The following is a 17,354-nucleotide window of genomic DNA, read 5'->3' as shown; positions in this document are numbered from 1 at the left end:
ATGTACGTGGGACGGTTCGTTGTCGTCGGTCCGGACGTGGCGGCGTATCGAGTGTCCTCGCGGTCGTTCCCGAACCGGGAGATCCGCGAGCGCGACGCGGCGTTGACGGTGGGGCCGACGGCGGACGCCGAGGAGACGGACAACCCCTACGTGGAGTACAACTGCGTGCGGACGACGACAGACGGCGCGCAAGCGGTGCTGGGGAACGGCTCGCACGTCGATCCGGTCGTGGAGAAGCTCGACCTCGGGTATCCGGCGCGGGACGCGCTGGCGTCCGTGCTGCTGGCGCTGGACTTCGAGAAGGACGACTACGACACACCGCGCGTCGCGGGCGTGCTCGACGACGCAGGCGACGCGTACGTCGGGATCGTGCGTCGGGACGCCGTGCTGGTGCGGGCGGTCGAGGAGTCGACGATCGTCGCGACCTACGAGAGGGACGCACCGGAGGCGTTCGCGTTCGACGCGGCGGACGCGGCGAGTGCGGCCCGTGACGCGTACGACCTCGAGTTCGAGCACGCGGTCTGCGCGGCCGGCGTCTCGCGCGACGGCGACGGGTTCGAGACCGCGGTTCACAACGGCTGAGCGTCGGCTGGCGGTCCGAGCGGTCACGGACCGCGTCAGTCGTCGTCACCGACTGCGTCCGGTTGCCAGACTGACGTAGTCAGTCGTCGTCGGCGTGAGCGTCGTGTATCGCGGTGGCGTCGACGTGGAAGTGCTCGTCGACGTCCCCAGCCTCTCGGCGGTCGCAGAACTCGGCGGCGGCGTCGGCGCCGAGGTCGCGGAGGTCGTCGAGGAAGTCGGCGTCGCGGTCGAGCTTCGTCGCGTACGACAGGTCGCGGTCGAGTTCCATGCGGCGGATCTTCACGGTCTGGAAGTCGCTCTCCGGGAGGTGGCCGGCGTCGAGCCAGTCGTTGACGCGCCGGACGAGGTGCAGTTGCTGATTGAGGGAGAGGTTCCCGGCGAGTTCGTTCCGGCGGTCCTGTATCTCGCGGAGCGACGTCGGGTTCTCGCTGGCGCCGTCGGGGTTGATCTGGACGATCCAGAGCTCCTCGGGCTTGCGCTCCCGGTCGACGTTCATCAGGGCGTTGATCGGCGGGTTGTGCGAGAAGACTCCGTCCCAGTGGACGTGTCCGTCGATCTCGACGCCGGGGAAGAGTTCGGGGATGGCGGTCGAGGCGAGGACGGCGTCGGCGGTGACGTCACCGTCGGCGAACGTCTCGAACGCGCCGCCTTCGACGTCGACGGTACCGACGACGAGCCGTGGTGCGTCCTCGGTGGCGAGGTCGGCGAACCGGTCGAAGTCGACGTTGTCGGCGAGCGCACGCCGGAGGTGCTTCTGGGCGATACCGGCCGCAGGGTTATGGTACGGACTCACGCTCGGCGTCGGGAACCCCGACGCTTCGATCGTACTCCCCCAGACCGTCCACGCGTTCAGCGCGCGGTCGAGCGGCGAGCGAGCGGCGACGTCCGTCCAGACGGCGTCGAGGACGCTCGCTGGCGTCTCGTCCTCGGCGAGGAGTCCGTACCACGCCGCGGTCGCGCAGATCGCGCCGCCGCTCGTCCCCGAGAGCCCGACGACGTTCGTCTCCGCGTCCGCGAGCAGCGACTGGAGCGCGCCCGCGGTGAACGCGGTGTGGCTGCCGCCGCCCTGGCACGCGATGGCGACGCGCGTCGCACCGGGGTCGTCTTCGCTCGATCTGTCTTCGACTGATTCGTCCGCTTCCACGTCCTGGGCGGCCGGTTCGTCCGCCATCAGTACGTGTAGAGGTGGCCGCCGTCCCACGTGAGGTCGCCGCCGTCGAGGTGGCGGGCGTGCTCGCTGAACCCGAGGACGAAGAGGTTCGCGACCTCGACGGGTTCCATCATCTCCTTGACCTTCGCGTCGCCGAGCATGACGTCCTCCACGACCTCCTGTTCGCTGATGCCGCGTTCTGCGGCGGTGTCGGGGATCTGCTCGGTGACGAGCGGCGTCTTCACGTACCCCGTCGACACCGAGAACGCGCGGAGGGTGCCGTCGCCTTCGGCCGCGATCGCCTGCGTGAGCCCCCGGAGGCCGAACTTCGCGGAGATGTACGCGGCCTTGTCCTCGGTCGCGGTGTGGCCGTGAATGCTCGCCATGTTCCCGATCGCGCCGGTCCCGCTCGTTCCCGCTGCTTCCGACCCGCTCTCGCGGATGTGCGGCATCGCGTGCTTCGCGAGGAGGAACGGCGCACGGAGCATGACTTGGTGCATGAGGTCGAACTTCTCGACGGGGAACTCGTCGATCGGGTCGATGTGCTGGAGGCCCGCGATGTTCGCGACGAACCGCACGTCGCCGAGTTCGGCGGCGGCGTCGACGATCCCCTCAATGTCGTCGTCGTTCGTCAGGTCCGCCTCGTGGGTCTCGACCGACCCGTCGACGCCGATCTCGTCGGCGCGCTCGACGGCGTCGGCGAGACCGTCCTCGTCGAGGTCGGTCGCGAGCACCGTCAGGCCGTTCGCGGCGAGCGCGACCGCCGTCGCGCGTCCGATGCCCGACGCGGCACCGGTGACGATTGCGACGTTCCCGGGCGCGAACCGGTCGTCCGCGACGGTCATGACGTTCTCGTGCGAGACGGCGGCCGGAGCGAAGTCGTCGTCGGTCATCGGCTAGAGACGCGCTCGCCGACGGGAAGAAACTACCTCCAGTCTGGGTGCGGAGCGCTCAGCTTGCGCGCTGACTGGGCTGCAGCGACGTGCTTGCATGAACTGTCACCGGGAGACTGAAACCCGAACCCGTCGTAGTGGCGGGGTATGCAAGTCGCCGTCATCTCGGACGTCCACGGGAACCGCGTCGCGCTCGATGCGGTGCTCGAGGACGTGCCGCGCGTCGCTGGCGTACTCTGTGCGGGCGACGTCGTCGGGTACGGGCCGTGGCCGGGGGAGTGCGTCGACGCCGTTCGACGCGAGGGCGCGACGGCGGTCATGGGGAACCACGACCGCGCGGTCGTCCGAGACTCTGGATTCGGCTTCAACAGCATGGCGAACGCTGGCGTCGAGTACGCGCGCGACGTCCTCGACGACGAGCACTTCGAGTACCTCGCGGAACTCCCCGAGGAACGCCTCGCCGCCGGCGGTCGAGTGAAGATCGTCCACGGCCATCCCGACGACCCCGACCACTACACGCGACCCCACGAGTTCTCGCCGCGCCTCCTCGACGACGAGGACGTCCTCGTCATGGGCCACACGCACGTCCAGCACCACGAGAAGTACGGCGACGGCATCGTGATGAACCCCGGGAGCGTCGGGCAGCCCCGCGACGGCGACCCGCGGGCGGCGTACGCGCTCCTGGACCTGGACGCGATGACGATCGACGAACGCCGCGTCGAGTACGACGTCGACGCGGTGCAGGAGGCGGTCCACGACGCGGGCCTCCCCGAGCGCATCGGCGCGCGACTCGAACGCGGCGAGTAGTCGCTAGGCGAGTGATGCCACCGAGCCATCTCGCGTGGTTCGGTCACTCGACGGGCTGGAGTTCGGCGGTGAAGTGGCGTATCTCCGCCATTTCGGGTTCGTCGACGATCTCGAGGCCCGTCACGTCGTCGCGGCGGTCGTGGACGGCGGCGACGGTGTCGACGACGTGCTCCACGTGCTCCCGGTGGTAGGTGCGTCGGGGGACGGCCATACGGACGAGTTCGGGTCGGTCGGCGGCGGGGAACGCGAGCTCGCCGAGTTCGACCGCGCGCACGCCGCCCTCGCGGTAGAGCTCGCAGACGAGCGACTGGCCGGGGAATTCCTCGCGGTCGAGGTGCGGGAGGAACGCGTTCGCCTCGAGGTAGACGGCGTGCCCCCCGATCGGTTCGAAGACGGGGATGCCGCGCGCGGCGAGTGCCTCGCCGAGCGCCTGCACCTGCCCGACGCGGTCCTCGGTGTATCCGGGTTCGACCGCCTCCCGGAGGCCGACTGCCATCGCGGCGACGTCGCGGCCCGCCATTCCGCCGTACGTCGGGAAGCCCTCGTAGAGGATCCCGAGCTGTTTCGTCTGCTCGTAGAGCGCGTCGTCGTCGGTCGCGACGAACCCGCCGATGTTCACGAGGCCGTCCTTCTTCCCGCTCATCACGATCGCGTCGGCGTAGCTCAGCTGTTCGCGCGCGACCGCGGCAACCGTCGCGTCGGCGTACTCGTCCTCGCGTTCGGTGACGAAGTACGCGTTCTCCGCGAACCGGCACGCGTCCAGGACGAACGTCGCGTCGATCTCGTCGGCGAAGTTGGCTGCTCGGCGCGTGTTCTCGACGCTGACGGGCTGGCCGGCCGCGGAGTTGTTCGTGATCGTGAGGATGACGACGGGTACCGAATCCGCGCCGTGCTCGTCGACGTACTCGCGGGCCTTCTCGACGGAAAAGTTCCCCTTGAAGTCGGCGTCGGCGTCCGGGTCGTGCGCTTCGTCGACCGGACAGTCGACGGCGTCCGCGCCCTGGTTCGCGACGTGCGCTCGCGTCGTGTCGAAGTGCGTGTTGTTCAGCGCGACGTCGCCAGAGTCGAGCAGCGCCGAGTAGAGGACGTTCTCCGCCCCGCGACCCTGGTGCGCGGGGACGACGTGCTCGAACCCCATGACGTCCGCGACCGCGGATTCGAGTTCCTCGAAGCTCCGACTGCCCGCGTACGCCTCGTCGCCGCGCATCAGCGCCGCCCACTGCGAGTCCGTCATCGTTCCCGTTCCCGAGTCCGTGAGGAGGTCGACGAAGACGTCGCGCGCGTCCAGATTGAAGACGTTGTAGCCCGCGTCCGCGAGGTTCCGCTCTCGTTCCTCGCGCGCCGGCAAGTGAATGCGCTCGACCATCTTCGACTTGTACCTGACCATACCCTAGAGAGGGCCGGAACCCCGAACAAGATTGTTGACGGCACGTGACCGACGACGCACACTACTGTACGCGAGTGCCTGATACTGGAACCGGGCGTCGGGACAGACGACCCATCGCGACGCCGGCATCCCTCGCCCGCGACCGCACTGCCACCGCGACAACTCTGCCACCGTGACCGCACTGCCCCCATGACGACTCTGCCACCGCGACCGCACCGCGCCTACCCTCCCCCTGCTCGCAACGCACGCGGAACTGCGCGCGCTGCTCGCGGCCGAAATTAGCGGTCGAATCGAGCGTGAGAGCGTGTTCCAATCGAACACGAGAGCTCCGACTGGCGCGCGGTGTCGCAGTCGCGCGAGCGAAGCGAGGCGACTCCGTCGCCTCGGTGGCGAGCGGCCGAAGGCCGCGAGCCGAGGGGAGCGCGACTGCGTCGATACTGCGCGAGGTTCCCGCGAGTGAAGCGAACGGGAGCCAGTGAGAGCTTGGTCTCACGCTGGAGGAACGAGGCGACGACCGGAGGGAGTCGGCGAGCGAGTCGGCTGGGGAGGGGTGGCTGCGGTGCGGTCGCGGCGGGTCGAGCGAACGGGGGAGATCAAAGCGCCAGGGAACGTATTTCACCTCGTCAATGACTTGTAGAGACAGGGGACTCACGAATCGCTCAGTACAGGCTGGACTGGTAGTCGCTAACCCGGCGGTTCAACAGTAAATACAATGTCACCCCGGTGAATAACGACATGAAGTGGTTCACTGACTTGCTCCCACTCTAACTGATTAGAGGGCTGATTGTCAATATCTACAGATACGGTGACTACATGACCGTTCTGTCGGGGGATGTCGTCACTCACAACTACTTGATCTCCACCAGAAACAGTCGCAATCTCTGAATTAAGGATTGGTTCGTCCCGATCAGCGTTAGTTACAGTTACCATTACCCGTGTCTCGACATCAAGCGCACTGTGGAGAACGAGTCCAGTGGAATCCGATTTTGGAGAGGAGCCACAGCCAGCTGTTGCCGTTGTAATGATGACTGCACCAATGCGGAGTGCGTCACGGCGAGATAGAGTGGAGGGAACATTCATACAGAGTGGTAATGTGGTAATAAAATAAGCCTTCTTCTTGTCGAGGTTTGACCAATACGCAGACGTACCTAACAGTTCTTTCATCGAGACGAGCGTCCAGGATTGGATCGAGATCTGGACACGCCGGAAATCAGCATTTGTAAAGCCGGGTAAACTACCTCCCCTACTTCGCTCGGGGGCAATCGCCCCGCTCGCTCGTTGAGGGGAGAGCTTTCGCGTGAACGGCCGAACGCCAGTGCGTCCGCCGAGCGAGCGACTGCGAGCGAGGCGGTTCACCGGACGCGAGCGACCGCAGGGAGCGAGTCGTCCGGCCTTTTTCACCCATGTTTTTGCCGCGAGCGGTGTCCGCAGCGAGCGGAGCGAGCGAGGACACCCGAGCGGGAAAAAGATGGTCAGTACCGGTCCTGGACGAGTTCGAGCGTCTCCTCGCGGTCGTCCCACGCGACGAAGATGGCGACGCTCGTCGCCGACGTCATGACGTCGTGGATGTTGATGTTCGCGTCCGCGAGCGGGTTCACGATCGCCGCCATGACGCCCGGCTGGTTCGGGAGTTCGCCGCCGGTGACGCGGACGACCGCGACGTCGTCGTCGACGGTGACCGAGGAGAGGTGCTCTTCGTCGACGACCTCGCGGTGCAGGATGTTCTCCGCGCGCTCGGCCTCGACTTCGTCGACGTAGAACGTCACGGAGTCCATCCCCGAGGACACCGCGTCGACGTTGACGCCGGAATCCGAGAGGGACTTGCTGAGCGTGCTGAACACGCCCGTCTGGTTCCGGATCGCGCGTCCGGCGACTGTGAGGCACGCCAGCGGGGTCTCGCGCATGTCCACGAGGTTCTGGAACTTCCCGGTGACGCGCGTCCCGCCCGCGAGCAGGTCGCCGTGCTGGTAGTGGACGACGCGGACGTCCAGGTCGTCCTCCTTGTACGAGAGCGCGGACGGTGCGACGACTTCGGCCCCCCGGAAGGAGAGGTTCCGGAGTTCGTCGACGGAGATCTGGCCGACGTTCCGCGCGCCCTCGACGACGTGCGGGTCGCCCGTCATGACGCCCTCGACGTCGGTGACGATGACGACCTCGTCCGCATCCATGTACTTCCCGAGCATCACCGCGGTCGTGTCGCTCCCGCCGCGCCCGAGCGTGGTGACGGTGCCGTCAGGGCCCTCCGCGAGGAACCCCGTGATGACCGGGACGACGGCGTCGAGGTCCGCCGCGACCGCGGCCGCGCGCTCGGTCGTCGCCTCCACGTCGACCTCGCCCGAGGCGTTCGTCACGACCGGCCAGTCGTCGACGCCCGGTTCGTAGAACTTCGCTTCGACGCCGCGCGACGCGAGCGCGGCCTTCAGCATCCGCACGGACGTCCGCTCGCCCATCGACACGATCTCCGCCCGGTCGAGCTCGTCCACGTCGAACTGGATCTCCTCTAAGAGCTCGTCGGTCGTGTTCCCCATCGCGCTCGCGACGACCGCGATTTCGTGGCCTTCGCGGACCGCCGCCGCGATGGAGTCCGCGGCCCGGTTGATGCGGTCGCCGCTCCCGAGGCTCGTCCCGCCGAACTTCGCGACTACGCGCATCCGGTCACCTCGCAGCGGTCGCCCGTCAGCACGGCGTATCGAAGAGTCATGATCCACCCTACCCCGCGCCGCGAGATAACTCCTGTCCTCCGGGGAAAGAACTGCCGGTCTCCGATACGCCACCGATCGGGACCCGTCGACGACGCGGGCGCGGGGAGTTATGGTCGTGGGGTTCGTTAGCACCCGATGATGCGAGTACGCGACGCGGTCGAAGCGGACGCCGAAGCGATGGCAGCCATCGCCGACGCCCCGGCGGACGTCATGCGGAACATCGTTCACGACCGGACCGTCCGGGTCGCCGAACGCGACGCGGAGGCGACGCACAAGGACCCGGCCGCGACAGCCGAGAGTCCCGGCGCGACGGACGAGAACCCGGACGCGACGGACCCCACTGCCGACGGCAACGACGTGAACTCGGACGACGTCGTCGGGTTCGTGAGCTTCGACGTCCGGAACGACGTCGTGCACGTCACCCAGATCGACGGGACCCCGGAAGCGTGCGAGCGCCTGCTCGCCGAACCGGTCCGGTTCGCGGAGACCGAGGGGATGCGCGTGGAACTGCTCGTGACCGACGACGAGGGCGACGTCGCGACCGCCGCCGAACGCGCCGGGTTCGAGAGCGACGGCGCCGGCCCGCGGTTCGACGGCCAGCAGACCGTCCGCTATCGGCTTTCACCGGCCTGAACGGAGTGATTCGTCAGGCGAACTCGCGGACGAGTGCGTCCAGCGAATCGACGGGCTACGTGAACTTGCGGATGGTGACGTCCAGCGAATCGACGGGCTACGTGAACTTGCGTATGGTGACGTCTAGCGTGTCGAGGTCGAGGATCGGCGCGTACCCCGAGTCGGGGTCGATGTTCACGGACTTCTGGAAGTCCGTCTGCGCCTGCCAGCATCCCGAGTTGATCGCGAGGACGTTGTGGTACTTGCCGTACCCGAGCTTGTGGACGTGCCCGGTGTGGAAGACGTCGGGGACGTCGTCGATGACGAGGTAGTCCTGGTCCTCGGGCGCCAGTCGCGTGTGCCCGCCGTACTGCGGCGCGACGTGACGCTTCTTCAGGAGGTGGTACATCGCCTTGTGCGGTTCGTCGTAACTCGCCTGTTCCTCGGGGAACTCCGCGATGACCTCGTCGAGACTCACGCCGTGGTACATGAGGACGCTCACGCCCTCGATCGTCACCGTCGAGGGGTTCCCAACGATGCGCGCGTCGTGCGCGCTCATGATCTCGCGGAGGTCGTCGTCGAACCCCGGCTGCGGTTCCGCGAGCCGGACCGCGTCGTGGTTCCCCGGAATCATCACGATCTCCATGTCCCCCGGGACCTGCTTGAGGTACTCGCTGAAGCGCTCGTACTGCTCGTAGAGGTCGACGATCGAGAGTTCCTCGTCCTGGTTCGGGTAGACGCCGACGCCCTCGACCATGTCGCCCGCGATCAGTAGGTACTCGACGTGCTCGGCCTCCTCGGTGTGGAGCCAGTCCGTGAATCGCGTCCAGGCGTCCGCGAGGAACTCCTGGCTGCCGACGTGGACGTCGCTCACGAGCGCCGCCTGCACGTGGCGGTCGGCCGTACTCGGCTTGTACGTGCGGGGAACGTCGGGGAAGTACAGCGAGTCGACGAAGACGATGCCGCCGTCGTCGCTGAGCGACCCCTCGATCGCGACGACCTCGTCGAACAGGAGTTCGTCGACGCGGTCCGCGAGGTCGCGGTCCTTCGTGACGAGACACGGGAAGACGCCGTTCGTGTCCTCGAGTTCGACGATCCAATGGCCGTTCTTCGTCGACCGGACGTCGTTGACCATCCCGACGAGGCCGACGTCGCTCCCGCCGACCATGTCCTCGATGCTGTCCGTCGGCCTGTGGTTGACGCGCCCGCGGAGCTTGCTCCCGAGGCGGTCGTAGCGGTCGCGGAACACGGACACGAAGTCCTCGTACGCGCCGGTTCCCGTGGAGTGACCGGTGACGTCGCCCGCGATCTCGACTTCCCGCAACGCCTCGTCGACCGTCCGCTCGAACGACCCAACCCCCTTCGTTTCGACTGGAGCGCCCTCCATCGACGAGTCGCTCGCACTCGCTCCGCCCGCGTCTTCCGGAATCGGTCCAGTCGAAACGGAGGGGTCTTCCGGCGGGGAGGATGGGGTCCCGTCCGTCGCGGTTGCGGTCGCCGCGTCATCGCTCCCAGCATCGGTTCGCGCATCCCCGTCGACGCCGCCAGCACCCGGTCGCGCACTACCGCCGGCATCGCCAGCACCCGGTCGCGCACTCCCACCGGTGTCGCCGAGCGCGCCCTCGACGTCCTCGCGCGTCACCTTCAAGACGTCCGCGTCGAGCGCGTCGACGACGCGCTCGATGGCCGCACCCGAATCGTCCGTCCGCGAGAGAAGGGTCACCGCCTCGCGCTCGGCGTTGTAGCCGCGGCTCGCCAGTTCGCGAACCACGCGCGCCGGCGCCTCCTGTGGCACACCACTCGAAAGCGCACCGGCGGGCAAAAGCATAGCGGAACGACCGACCTCGACACCCGCCACCGCGACGACCCGAGACAGAAGGTTCATTCCCGGCGCGCTGCAACCTCGACCAAGATGACCGGGCACGACCCCGACGACAGGGGCGACGACGCCGACGGGACACCCACCGAGGCCGACGACCGTCCCGACGGCTGGCCCGACGACTGGACCACAGCCGACGACGACACCCACGCCGCCGACGACGACACCCACGCTGCCGACGACGACACCCACGCCGCCGACGACGCCCCTCCCGCAGGCGACGACGCAACTACCAGGAGCGACCCCATTGACGACGACGATGCGACGGTCGTCGACGGGGTCGAGGGCGAGCGTGCGAGAGACGTCGACGAATCCGACGGCGACGTGGCCGCTACGACTGCAACGGACGGTTCTGTCGCCGCGACCAGCAACACAGACTCAGCCGCTTCGACCGCCGACGCCGAATCGACGCTCGGCGAACGCACCGCGCCAGAGAAACCACCCGCACGCACCACCGGCGACGACCAGCCGACCATCGCCGACGACGGCCTCTACACGTGGTTCATGAACACGCACAACGGCGCCGTCGTACTGGTCCGCGACGTCCTCTCCAGCGTCGCAGCGGTCGCCGTCATCGGTCTCGTACTGTTCGCGATCTCCGGCATCTGGCCGCCGCTCGTCGCCGTCGAGAGCGGGAGCATGGAACCCCACATGTCCAAGGGCGACCTCGTGTTCATCGTCGACGAAGACCGGTACGTGCCCCAGAGCGGCGTCGAGGACACCGGCATCTCGACGTACGAATCCGCGAACGCGGCGAATGGCTACTCGAAGTTCGGCAGCCAGGGCGACGTCGTCGTCTACAGTCCCTACGGCGACGACCGACGTACCCCCATTATTCATCGCGCGCAATTCTACGTCGAGGAAGGCGAGAACTGGGTCGAGGACGCCGACCCCGCGTACCTCGGCGGCGTCGACTCCTGCGCGGAAGTCCCACGGGACATGTGTCCCGCCCCCTACGACGGCTTCATCACGAAAGGCGACGCTAACCCGACGTACGACCAAGTTGGCGACCAGAGCACCATCGTCAAAGACGAATGGGTCCGCGGCAAAGCCGAGGTCCGCGTCCCCCTCCTCGGCTGGATTCGTCTCCAGTTCGCAAAGCTCGCCCTCACCGGCCCGACGCCCCTCGGGTCGAGCACCGAGCTGTTCGCGCGACTCGGCGCACTCGGCCTCGCCGGTGCCACCGTCTTCGCCACGCGCCGCTAACCACGTCGATCCCCTTCAGGGAGACCCTTCCGGCGCCGATTTCCTTCCATACGAAACGTCGGTAATTGCCTTGCCGTCTGCTGGAATTGCATCCCCTTTGTTTCGCCTTGAGAACGACCAGTAGCCTCGAACCGCGAACGTCGATGCGACCAGATGCTGATGCGGCCAGACGCCGACGTGAATACACACCGATGCGGCCAGACGCCGACTGCATCCGTCTCTTGCTGTCGGTGGACGAGTCGTCCGCGCTCAGTTGTCGAAGCGCGCCTGCACGAACGGCTGGACGTCGTCGATGTCGCCGAGGCGCGAATCCGAGAGCAAGACCGCCTCCGTCTCGTCGATCGGGACCGACAGCGAGATCTCTTTCGTCCGGCCGTAGCGGCCCTTCGAGACCACGACCGCGTTCACGATCCCGAGCATGTCGAGTTCGCTGATGAGGTCCGTCACGCGCCGCTGCGTGAGGACGTCCGCGTCGATCTCCTCGCAGAGGCGCTTGTAGATGTTGTACACCTCGCCCGTGTTGATGTTGTGCACGCCGTTCTTCTCCAGGCTGATGATCGAGAACAGGACGAGCTTCGACTGCGTCGGGAGCGTCCGCACCACCTCCACCACGCGGTCGAGCTCGATCTTGTCCTGAGCCTTCCGGACGTGCGCCTCGTCGACGACCTCCGCCTGGTCGCGCTCGGCGAGCTCGCCCGCCGTCCGCAGCAGGTCGAGCGCCCGCCGCGCGTCCCCGTGCTCCTGGGCCGCGAACGCCGCACACAGCGGGATGACGTCGTCCGTGAGCGCCTCCGTCTTGAACGCCACGTCCGCGCGATGCTGGAGGATGTCCCGCAACTGATTTGCGTCGTACGGCGGGAACACGATCTCCTCCTCGCCGAGACTCGACTTCACGCGCGGGTCCAGGAAGTCCGTGAACTTCAGGTCGTTCGAGATCCCCATGATGGAGACCCGCGAGTTCTGGAGCTCCGAGTTCATCCGCGACAGATTGTACAGGGTGTCGTCGCCGGACTTCTCGACGAGCTTGTCGATCTCGTCGAGCATGATGACGACCACGCGCTCGTGGTAATCGACCGCGTCGAAGAACACGCTATACACGCGGTCCGTCGGCCACCCCGTCATCGGGACCTCCTCGAACTCCTCCTTGTCCGCGAGCAACGACTCGATGCGGTCCTCCACTTCCTCCGTCGAATCGAACTCGGTCTCCGGCAGCACCTCCGAGGGCCGTTCCTCGTCCACGGCCTCGAGGAGTTCTTCGAGTTCCTCGACGCGACCGTCGATGTACTGCTCGTTCTGCTCGATGAACTTGTTCGCGAGCTGTGCGAGCACGCGATACTGGGTGTCGGTGACCTCGCAGTTGATGTACTCGACCTCGCAGGGCACGTCGTAGCGCTGGCTCGTCGACTCGAGTTCCTGACTGACGAACTTCGCGCTCGCGGTCTTCCCCGTCCCGGTCTTCCCGTAGATGAGGATGTTCGACGGCGTCTCGCCACGGAGCGCGGCGACCAGGATGGTCGCCATCTTGTTGATCTGCTCCTTTCGGTGAGGGAGTTCGTGTGGCGTGTACGACGGCCGCAGCACTTCCTTGTTCTCGAAGATCGGTTCGCCACTCAGCAAGTCGTCGAACAGGCCCGTCGACTCCTCGTCGTCGCCCTCGTCGAGGACGACCTCGTCGAGGTCCACGTCGAAGTCGCGGTCCTCCCGTCGTTGCTCGTCCGCCGTATCGGCGTCGTCGTTGGACATATTCCCATACCCCTTCGTTTCTACTGGAGTCCGCGCCGTTCATTCGGAGAGTGCGGCCGTAGAGAACCCCGAACGGGAGGTATTCTCTCGATCGTACGTTCGCGAAACGTCCAGTTGATGCAGACGAACCAGATGAAGAGGAGGTACTTAATAGTTGCTCCTTCCCCACCAGGTCGCACCTCGAGTCACGACCGAACCACGCTCCGCCGCCCTGGCCAGCAGCCACGTTCGCTTCGGAACCGACGCGAGCAGACGAGGGGAGAACGACCCACAGCCAAGCGTTGCCGCCCGAAAACCACCGTATAGCTCTAATAGGTACTATCGCACGCTACGCGCGAACGCAGGTGACCATCGTTTCTAATTCTTTGGACGGCGGGGCATCGGTGCTCGCCACGTTCCCCTCAATCGACCATTTCAGGTCGAGACGACTCAGTCGACCCGTTCTCTGTCGAACCGTAGAGAGCGGGTCGAGACGAAACGGGAAACAGTCCATAGACGAAACGGAAGACAGTCCACAGACGAAACGGGATACGGTCGAGAGAGGTGATCATCGGTCGATCAGGTTTGTAGAGCCTATCGCGGGCCCACCGCGTCCACTGAACGGGAGCGAGGACGTCCCCTTCGGATGCAACTCGACATCGACGCTTCGCTGGAACGCTGGTGAGAGACGTCGGTAGAGTCGAAACGAGGGGGTTCGGTTCGTCACGTTCGGTGGTCGCAATCGAGAGAAACGGATCCTCCTGGATTAGACCGGTATCACAGGTGTCGAGGAGATGGGTTCGGCTCAAGTCGGGTCCGGTCGGGTCCGGTCGAGTCGGGTCGGGTCCGGTCGAGTCGGGCCGGGTCGATGTGCTCAAGTCGAGGTGAATCTCGGCCTCAATCGATCCGGTTGCCTTCCGATCAACTCGATCGGCTTCCGATGGATTCGGTCGATCTCCTGTTGGACCCAGCGCGGAGAGCGGCGAACGGTGAGGAAGGTGTCGACTGTACGACCGAACCCGTCGTCGGTGCAGCTGGAAGTCGAGTGGTATGGTATCTCGTCTCGGGGATCTACTGGGGGTTGCCAGAGCGAATTCGGGTCGGGGTGCCGTTCCACTCGAAGAGAGGGATGGATGTCGATGGTGGGGTCGGGACCCCCCCACCCCTTCGTTTCGGGTGGAACGGGTTGTGGGTGTGGGGTGGGGGAGGGGGTCTCTAGCTCCGGAAGGACTAAGTGGGAAGTAGTATAACCATATCCGTAAACCAAACAAAACAGCCTATCTGTCTGTTTCTATTCTAGTTATCTAGGAAGTTGTTCGGTTCTTCTAGAAAACTCTAGAAGAACTTCCAATACGTGTTCCCCCGTCCACGTCGACTCTCCCGACCGGCACCCGAAACACCGCTACCTCCCACGACGCACCCCCACCCACCCACGAGTTCCACCCGAAACGAAGGGGTGGGGGGCTCCCAGTGTCGAATCGTCAACACGCCACATTCGTTCCCTTCCCAGAGTTGAGGAGGCCGACAGGCCACATCTGTTTCCGTCTCATAGTCAAACGGGGTCGGGAACGAGAAAGTGGTCGGGAACGAATTCGTCCGGAGCGCGGGTGGGTGTTGAGAGTCGACCTGTACCGTCTCCTTCCTCGACGCCAGCGACCGACTAGTACCGTCACGGCTGTCAGGCGATCCGAGTGAGAGAGCCGAACCGGTCAGCGGCGTTTCTCAGAATGGTCGGTCGGGGTCATCGAGTCGTTCTCGTCCATTGACAGCCAATCTCGGAAGAGAATTTCGTAGCACGATCTTTCGCGAAGTAAACCCGTCGTACCACTCCAGTCGAAACAGTGGTGGTTCCGGTAGAGTCGCGTTTCGACCCGTTCATGCCTCCGAGTCTCGTCCGGCGGGAAGCCGAGCTGAACAGGAGTGATTCCACTCGAAACAATCGGAGTTAATGATGTCTTACTTCCATGTCTGACACAGGCTTAAGTGAATCCAGTGCGGTAGTACGTCCAGACGCACGCAAATCGTCGCGCAAGCACGCGCCGTCCATGCCCGAGACGTCTGGGGATCTCCCTGACTCGCCGGGCAGATGCCGCGCGCTTCGACGGCGTCGCCACGGCCCCGACTAGGCTCCCACGCGGGCCGCTGGAACGCACCCCGTCGACGCGGGCCCGGCGCCCGTCGAATCGCGAGGCGAGAGCCGTGTGCTACACACACAATCGAACGCGGACGGGAGGATAGACTAGGATGGGACTGCTATCAGGACTCAAAGACAGCCTCCAACGGGTTACGGACAGCCTCTTCTCGGAGGACGAACAGAAGCGTATCGGCATCTACGGACCGCCGAACGCAGGCAAGACGACACTGGCGAACCGAATCGCTCGAGACTGGACCGGGGACGCGATCGGTCCGGAGAGCCACATCCCTCACGAGACGCGACGAGCGCGTCGGAAGGAGAACGTGGAAATCGAGCGCGACGGGAAGTCGGTGAGTATCGACATCGTCGACACGCCGGGCGTGACGACGAAGGTGAACTACGAGGAGTTCCTCGACTACGAGATGGAGAAGGACGACGCCGTCCGACGCAGCCGTGAGGCCACCGAGGGCGTCGCGGAGGCGATGCATTGGCTTCGCGAGGATGTCGACGGCGTCATCTACGTGCTGGATTCGACGGAGGATCCGTTCACGCAAGTGAATACGATGCTCATCGGGATCATCGAGAGCCGCGACCTCCCCGTGCTCATCTTCGCGAACAAGATCGACCTCGAGGGTTCGAGCACGCAGCGGATCCGGAACGCGTTCCCGCAGCACGAGACGGTGCCGCTGTCGGCATTGGAGGGTAACAATATGGACGAAGTGTACGACAAGATAGCGGAGTACTTCGGGTGACCGTGTATGCCTGAAGCGAAAGCATCAGACGGCGACGGCGTCCAGATCGACCTCATCAGCGCCGAGCGGATGGACGGCCTGGCGAGCATGGAGAAGATACGGATGATCCTGGACGGCGTTCGCGACGGAAAGATCGTCATCCTCGAGGATGGGTTGTCGCCGGACGAGGAGTCGAAGTTGATCGAGGTGACGATGACGGAGATCAGTCCGGACGAGTTCAACGGGATCGAGATCGAGACGTACCCGCGGTCGAAGACGAGTGACACGGGTATCCTCGGTCGGATCATGGGTCGAGAGGAGACGTCGAAGTTGACGGTCATCGGCCCGGCGAACCAGATCGAGACGTTGCACAAGGACGAGACGGTAATCAGCGCGCTGGTCTCCCGGAAATAATGCCTCATCAGTGCACGGAGTGTAGTCGGACGTTCCCGGACGGCTCGAAGGAGATGCTGTCGGGGTGTCCGGACTGCGGGGGTAACAAGTTCCAGTTCAAGCCGGCTGACGCGGTCGACGTCGGCGCGGAGAGCGGCGCGACTGCGACCGCGGAGTCGTCGGGCGGGGAGGAGTCGGCGGGTGCGATGAGTCGTGCGGCGTCGACGGTCCGCGACCTCGTCGGTCGCGGTGGCGAGTCCGCGGACGCTTCGAGTGCGACGGACCCAATCTCGTCGTCCCCGTCGACAGACGAGCCATCGAAGTCGCCCGCATCGCAGCAGAACACGTCGCAAGCGAGCGCGTCGCAGTCGAACGCGTCACAGTCGAGCGCGTCGTCGACGTCGTCGGAGTCGACGGCGTCGAACGAAGGATCGTGGCCGAAGTCGGGGACGGAGGCGTACGACACGCCCTCGGAGAAGGCGCGGCGCCGTGAGGACGCGTCGGGGTCGCGGACCGAGACGTCGCCGTCTGTGGACGCTGGTGGTGCGGAGGCGTCTGTGGACGCTGGAGGCGCGGAGGCGTCTGTGGACGCTGGAGGCGCGGAGGCGTCGGCGGAGGACGACTCGAGCATCACGGCGCAGATGAACGAGACGGAGGACGACGCGCAGCGGTCGGCGCGGTCGGACGTGGTGTCGCCGGACGAGTTGCCGAGTCACGAGACGCCCGACGCTGGGGGCGCGTCGCCGGGTGAAGTGGACGCCTCCGAGCGCGCGGACCGCCCGCCGTCGCGGGGGTCCTCGAGCATCCCTGAGCGACAGAGTGCGGGCGACGTGGCGAGCGAGCCGGACGAGGACTCGCCGGACCTCGACGAGCTCCGCGAGGAGCTGAACAGCCAGTTCGAGAGCATCAAAGTGCTCGATCCCGGGAAGTACGAACTGAACCTGATGGAGCTGTACGACCGCGAGGAGTACATCATCTCGCTCCAGGAGGACGGCCGGTACGTCATCGAGGTCCCGGAGTCCTGGCGCGGCGACGCCAGCCCGGACTGACGATTCGCCAGAATTCGGACCGAGCACCGGCACGAGACAGGACTACGGCCCGTTGCGGGTCGGGGCCTGTGCGCCGTCGCGAGTCGAGGTCGACTGACCGCCGCGAG

General features: G+C 65.8%; 13 protein-coding genes. 7 read left to right on the top strand and 6 right to left on the bottom strand.

The window, feature by feature from the left end; translation table 11 throughout:
* Positions 1 to 582: an IMP cyclohydrolase gene (locus tag G9C85_RS17630; protein ID WP_166042410.1), complete on the top strand. Its 582-nt coding sequence runs from the start codon at positions 1 to 3 to the stop codon at positions 580 to 582.
* Between the two features lie 79 nt (positions 583 to 661).
* Here the strand turns inward: G9C85_RS17630 and G9C85_RS17625 are convergent, their stop codons facing one another.
* Together G9C85_RS17625 and G9C85_RS17620 are read right to left on the bottom strand one after the other, a co-directional pair.
* Positions 662 to 1,753 carry a patatin-like phospholipase family protein gene (locus G9C85_RS17625; protein WP_166042409.1) on the bottom strand — a complete coding sequence of 364 codons (1,092 nt, stop codon included), beginning with the start codon at positions 1,751 to 1,753 and terminating at the stop codon, positions 662 to 664.
* A complete protein-coding gene (locus G9C85_RS17620; protein WP_166042407.1) occupies positions 1,753 to 2,625 on the bottom strand; it encodes an SDR family oxidoreductase in 873 nt (290 codons plus the stop codon). Before G9C85_RS17620 ends, G9C85_RS17625 begins: the two co-directional genes overlap by 1 nt.
* Before the next feature lie 147 nt (positions 2,626 to 2,772).
* Between G9C85_RS17620 and G9C85_RS17615 the strand changes: the two genes are divergently transcribed.
* The gene (locus tag G9C85_RS17615; protein ID WP_166042406.1) at positions 2,773 to 3,432 is read left to right on the top strand and encodes a metallophosphoesterase; all 660 of its coding nucleotides are present in this window, start codon (positions 2,773 to 2,775) and stop codon (positions 3,430 to 3,432) included.
* 43 nt (positions 3,433 to 3,475) lie between these two features.
* On the opposite strand, the gene G9C85_RS17610 is transcribed toward G9C85_RS17615, so the two are convergent.
* Both G9C85_RS17610 and G9C85_RS17605 read right to left on the bottom strand, forming a co-directional pair.
* Positions 3,476 to 4,819 carry a tryptophanase gene (locus tag G9C85_RS17610; RefSeq protein WP_166042404.1) on the bottom strand — a complete coding sequence of 448 codons (1,344 nt, stop codon included), beginning with the start codon at positions 4,817 to 4,819 and terminating at the stop codon, positions 3,476 to 3,478.
* Between the two features lie 1,472 nt (positions 4,820 to 6,291).
* Positions 6,292 to 7,470: an aspartate kinase gene (locus G9C85_RS17605; protein ID WP_166042402.1), complete on the bottom strand. Its 1,179-nt coding sequence runs from the start codon at positions 7,468 to 7,470 to the stop codon at positions 6,292 to 6,294.
* A gap of 189 nt (positions 7,471 to 7,659) precedes the next feature.
* Here G9C85_RS17605 and G9C85_RS17600 point away from each other — a divergent pair, with 189 nt between their 5' ends.
* A complete protein-coding gene (locus tag G9C85_RS17600; protein ID WP_166042671.1) occupies positions 7,660 to 8,154 on the top strand; it encodes a hypothetical protein in 495 nt (164 codons plus the stop codon).
* Between the two features lie 97 nt (positions 8,155 to 8,251).
* On the opposite strand, the gene G9C85_RS17595 is transcribed toward G9C85_RS17600, so the two are convergent.
* The gene (locus tag G9C85_RS17595; RefSeq protein WP_166042401.1) at positions 8,252 to 9,928 is read right to left on the bottom strand and encodes a DNA-directed DNA polymerase II small subunit; all 1,677 of its coding nucleotides are present in this window, start codon (positions 9,926 to 9,928) and stop codon (positions 8,252 to 8,254) included.
* Between the two features lie 117 nt (positions 9,929 to 10,045).
* Here G9C85_RS17595 and G9C85_RS17590 point away from each other — a divergent pair, with 117 nt between their 5' ends.
* Entirely contained in the window at positions 10,046 to 11,218 is a 1,173-nt protein-coding gene (locus G9C85_RS17590) for a S26 family signal peptidase (RefSeq protein ID WP_166042399.1), read from the top strand.
* Positions 11,219 to 11,467: 249 nt separating this feature from the next.
* Here G9C85_RS17590 and G9C85_RS17585 read toward each other — a convergent pair whose 3' ends face one another.
* Positions 11,468 to 12,961 (bottom strand): Cdc6/Cdc18 family protein, encoded by a 1,494-nt coding sequence (locus tag G9C85_RS17585; protein WP_166042397.1) that lies wholly within the window; start codon positions 12,959 to 12,961, stop codon positions 11,468 to 11,470.
* 2,223 nt (positions 12,962 to 15,184) lie between these two features.
* Here G9C85_RS17585 and G9C85_RS17580 point away from each other — a divergent pair.
* Genes G9C85_RS17580 through G9C85_RS17570 form a run of 3 tightly spaced genes read left to right on the top strand, consistent with a single transcriptional unit; the run spans position 15,185 to position 17,247 of the window.
* Positions 15,185 to 15,826: an Era-like GTP-binding protein gene (locus G9C85_RS17580; protein ID WP_166042395.1), complete on the top strand. Its 642-nt coding sequence runs from the start codon at positions 15,185 to 15,187 to the stop codon at positions 15,824 to 15,826.
* A 6-nt stretch (positions 15,827 to 15,832) separates the two neighbouring features.
* The gene (locus G9C85_RS17575; protein ID WP_166042393.1) at positions 15,833 to 16,219 is read left to right on the top strand and encodes a DUF2073 domain-containing protein; all 387 of its coding nucleotides are present in this window, start codon (positions 15,833 to 15,835) and stop codon (positions 16,217 to 16,219) included.
* Entirely contained in the window at positions 16,219 to 17,247 is a 1,029-nt protein-coding gene (locus G9C85_RS17570; RefSeq protein ID WP_166042391.1) for a Zn-ribbon containing protein, read from the top strand. The genes G9C85_RS17575 and G9C85_RS17570 overlap by 1 nt, the downstream gene beginning before the upstream one ends.
* The last annotated feature ends 107 nt before the right edge of the window (positions 17,248 to 17,354 follow it).

This window comes from Halorubellus sp. JP-L1 (assembly GCF_011440375.1).
Taxonomy (GTDB): domain Archaea; phylum Halobacteriota; class Halobacteria; order Halobacteriales; family Natrialbaceae; genus Halorubellus.
The sequence above is the reverse complement of the archived record's forward strand: the minus strand, read 5'-3'. Positions and strand labels throughout refer to the sequence as shown.

Bases quoted from the DNA above. Each gene is read 5' to 3' on its own strand.
- G9C85_RS17630 (WP_166042410.1), top strand. From the start codon at position 1: ATGTACGTGGGACGGTTCGTTGTCGTCGGTCCGGACGTGGCGGCGTAT.
- G9C85_RS17625 (WP_166042409.1), bottom strand. From the start codon at position 1,753: ATGGCGGACGAACCGGCCGCCCAGGACGTGGAAGCGGACGAATCAGTC.
- G9C85_RS17620 (WP_166042407.1), bottom strand. From the start codon at position 2,625: ATGACCGACGACGACTTCGCTCCGGCCGCCGTCTCGCACGAGAACGTC.
- G9C85_RS17615 (WP_166042406.1), top strand. From the start codon at position 2,773: ATGCAAGTCGCCGTCATCTCGGACGTCCACGGGAACCGCGTCGCGCTC.
- G9C85_RS17610 (WP_166042404.1), bottom strand. From the start codon at position 4,819: ATGGTCAGGTACAAGTCGAAGATGGTCGAGCGCATTCACTTGCCGGCG.
- G9C85_RS17605 (WP_166042402.1), bottom strand. From the start codon at position 7,470: ATGCGCGTAGTCGCGAAGTTCGGCGGGACGAGCCTCGGGAGCGGCGAC.
- G9C85_RS17600 (WP_166042671.1), top strand. From the start codon at position 7,660: ATGCGAGTACGCGACGCGGTCGAAGCGGACGCCGAAGCGATGGCAGCC.
- G9C85_RS17590 (WP_166042399.1), top strand. From the start codon at position 10,046: ATGACCGGGCACGACCCCGACGACAGGGGCGACGACGCCGACGGGACA.
- G9C85_RS17585 (WP_166042397.1), bottom strand. From the start codon at position 12,961: ATGTCCAACGACGACGCCGATACGGCGGACGAGCAACGACGGGAGGAC.
- G9C85_RS17580 (WP_166042395.1), top strand. From the start codon at position 15,185: ATGGGACTGCTATCAGGACTCAAAGACAGCCTCCAACGGGTTACGGAC.
- G9C85_RS17575 (WP_166042393.1), top strand. From the start codon at position 15,833: ATGCCTGAAGCGAAAGCATCAGACGGCGACGGCGTCCAGATCGACCTC.
- G9C85_RS17570 (WP_166042391.1), top strand. From the start codon at position 16,219: ATGCCTCATCAGTGCACGGAGTGTAGTCGGACGTTCCCGGACGGCTCG.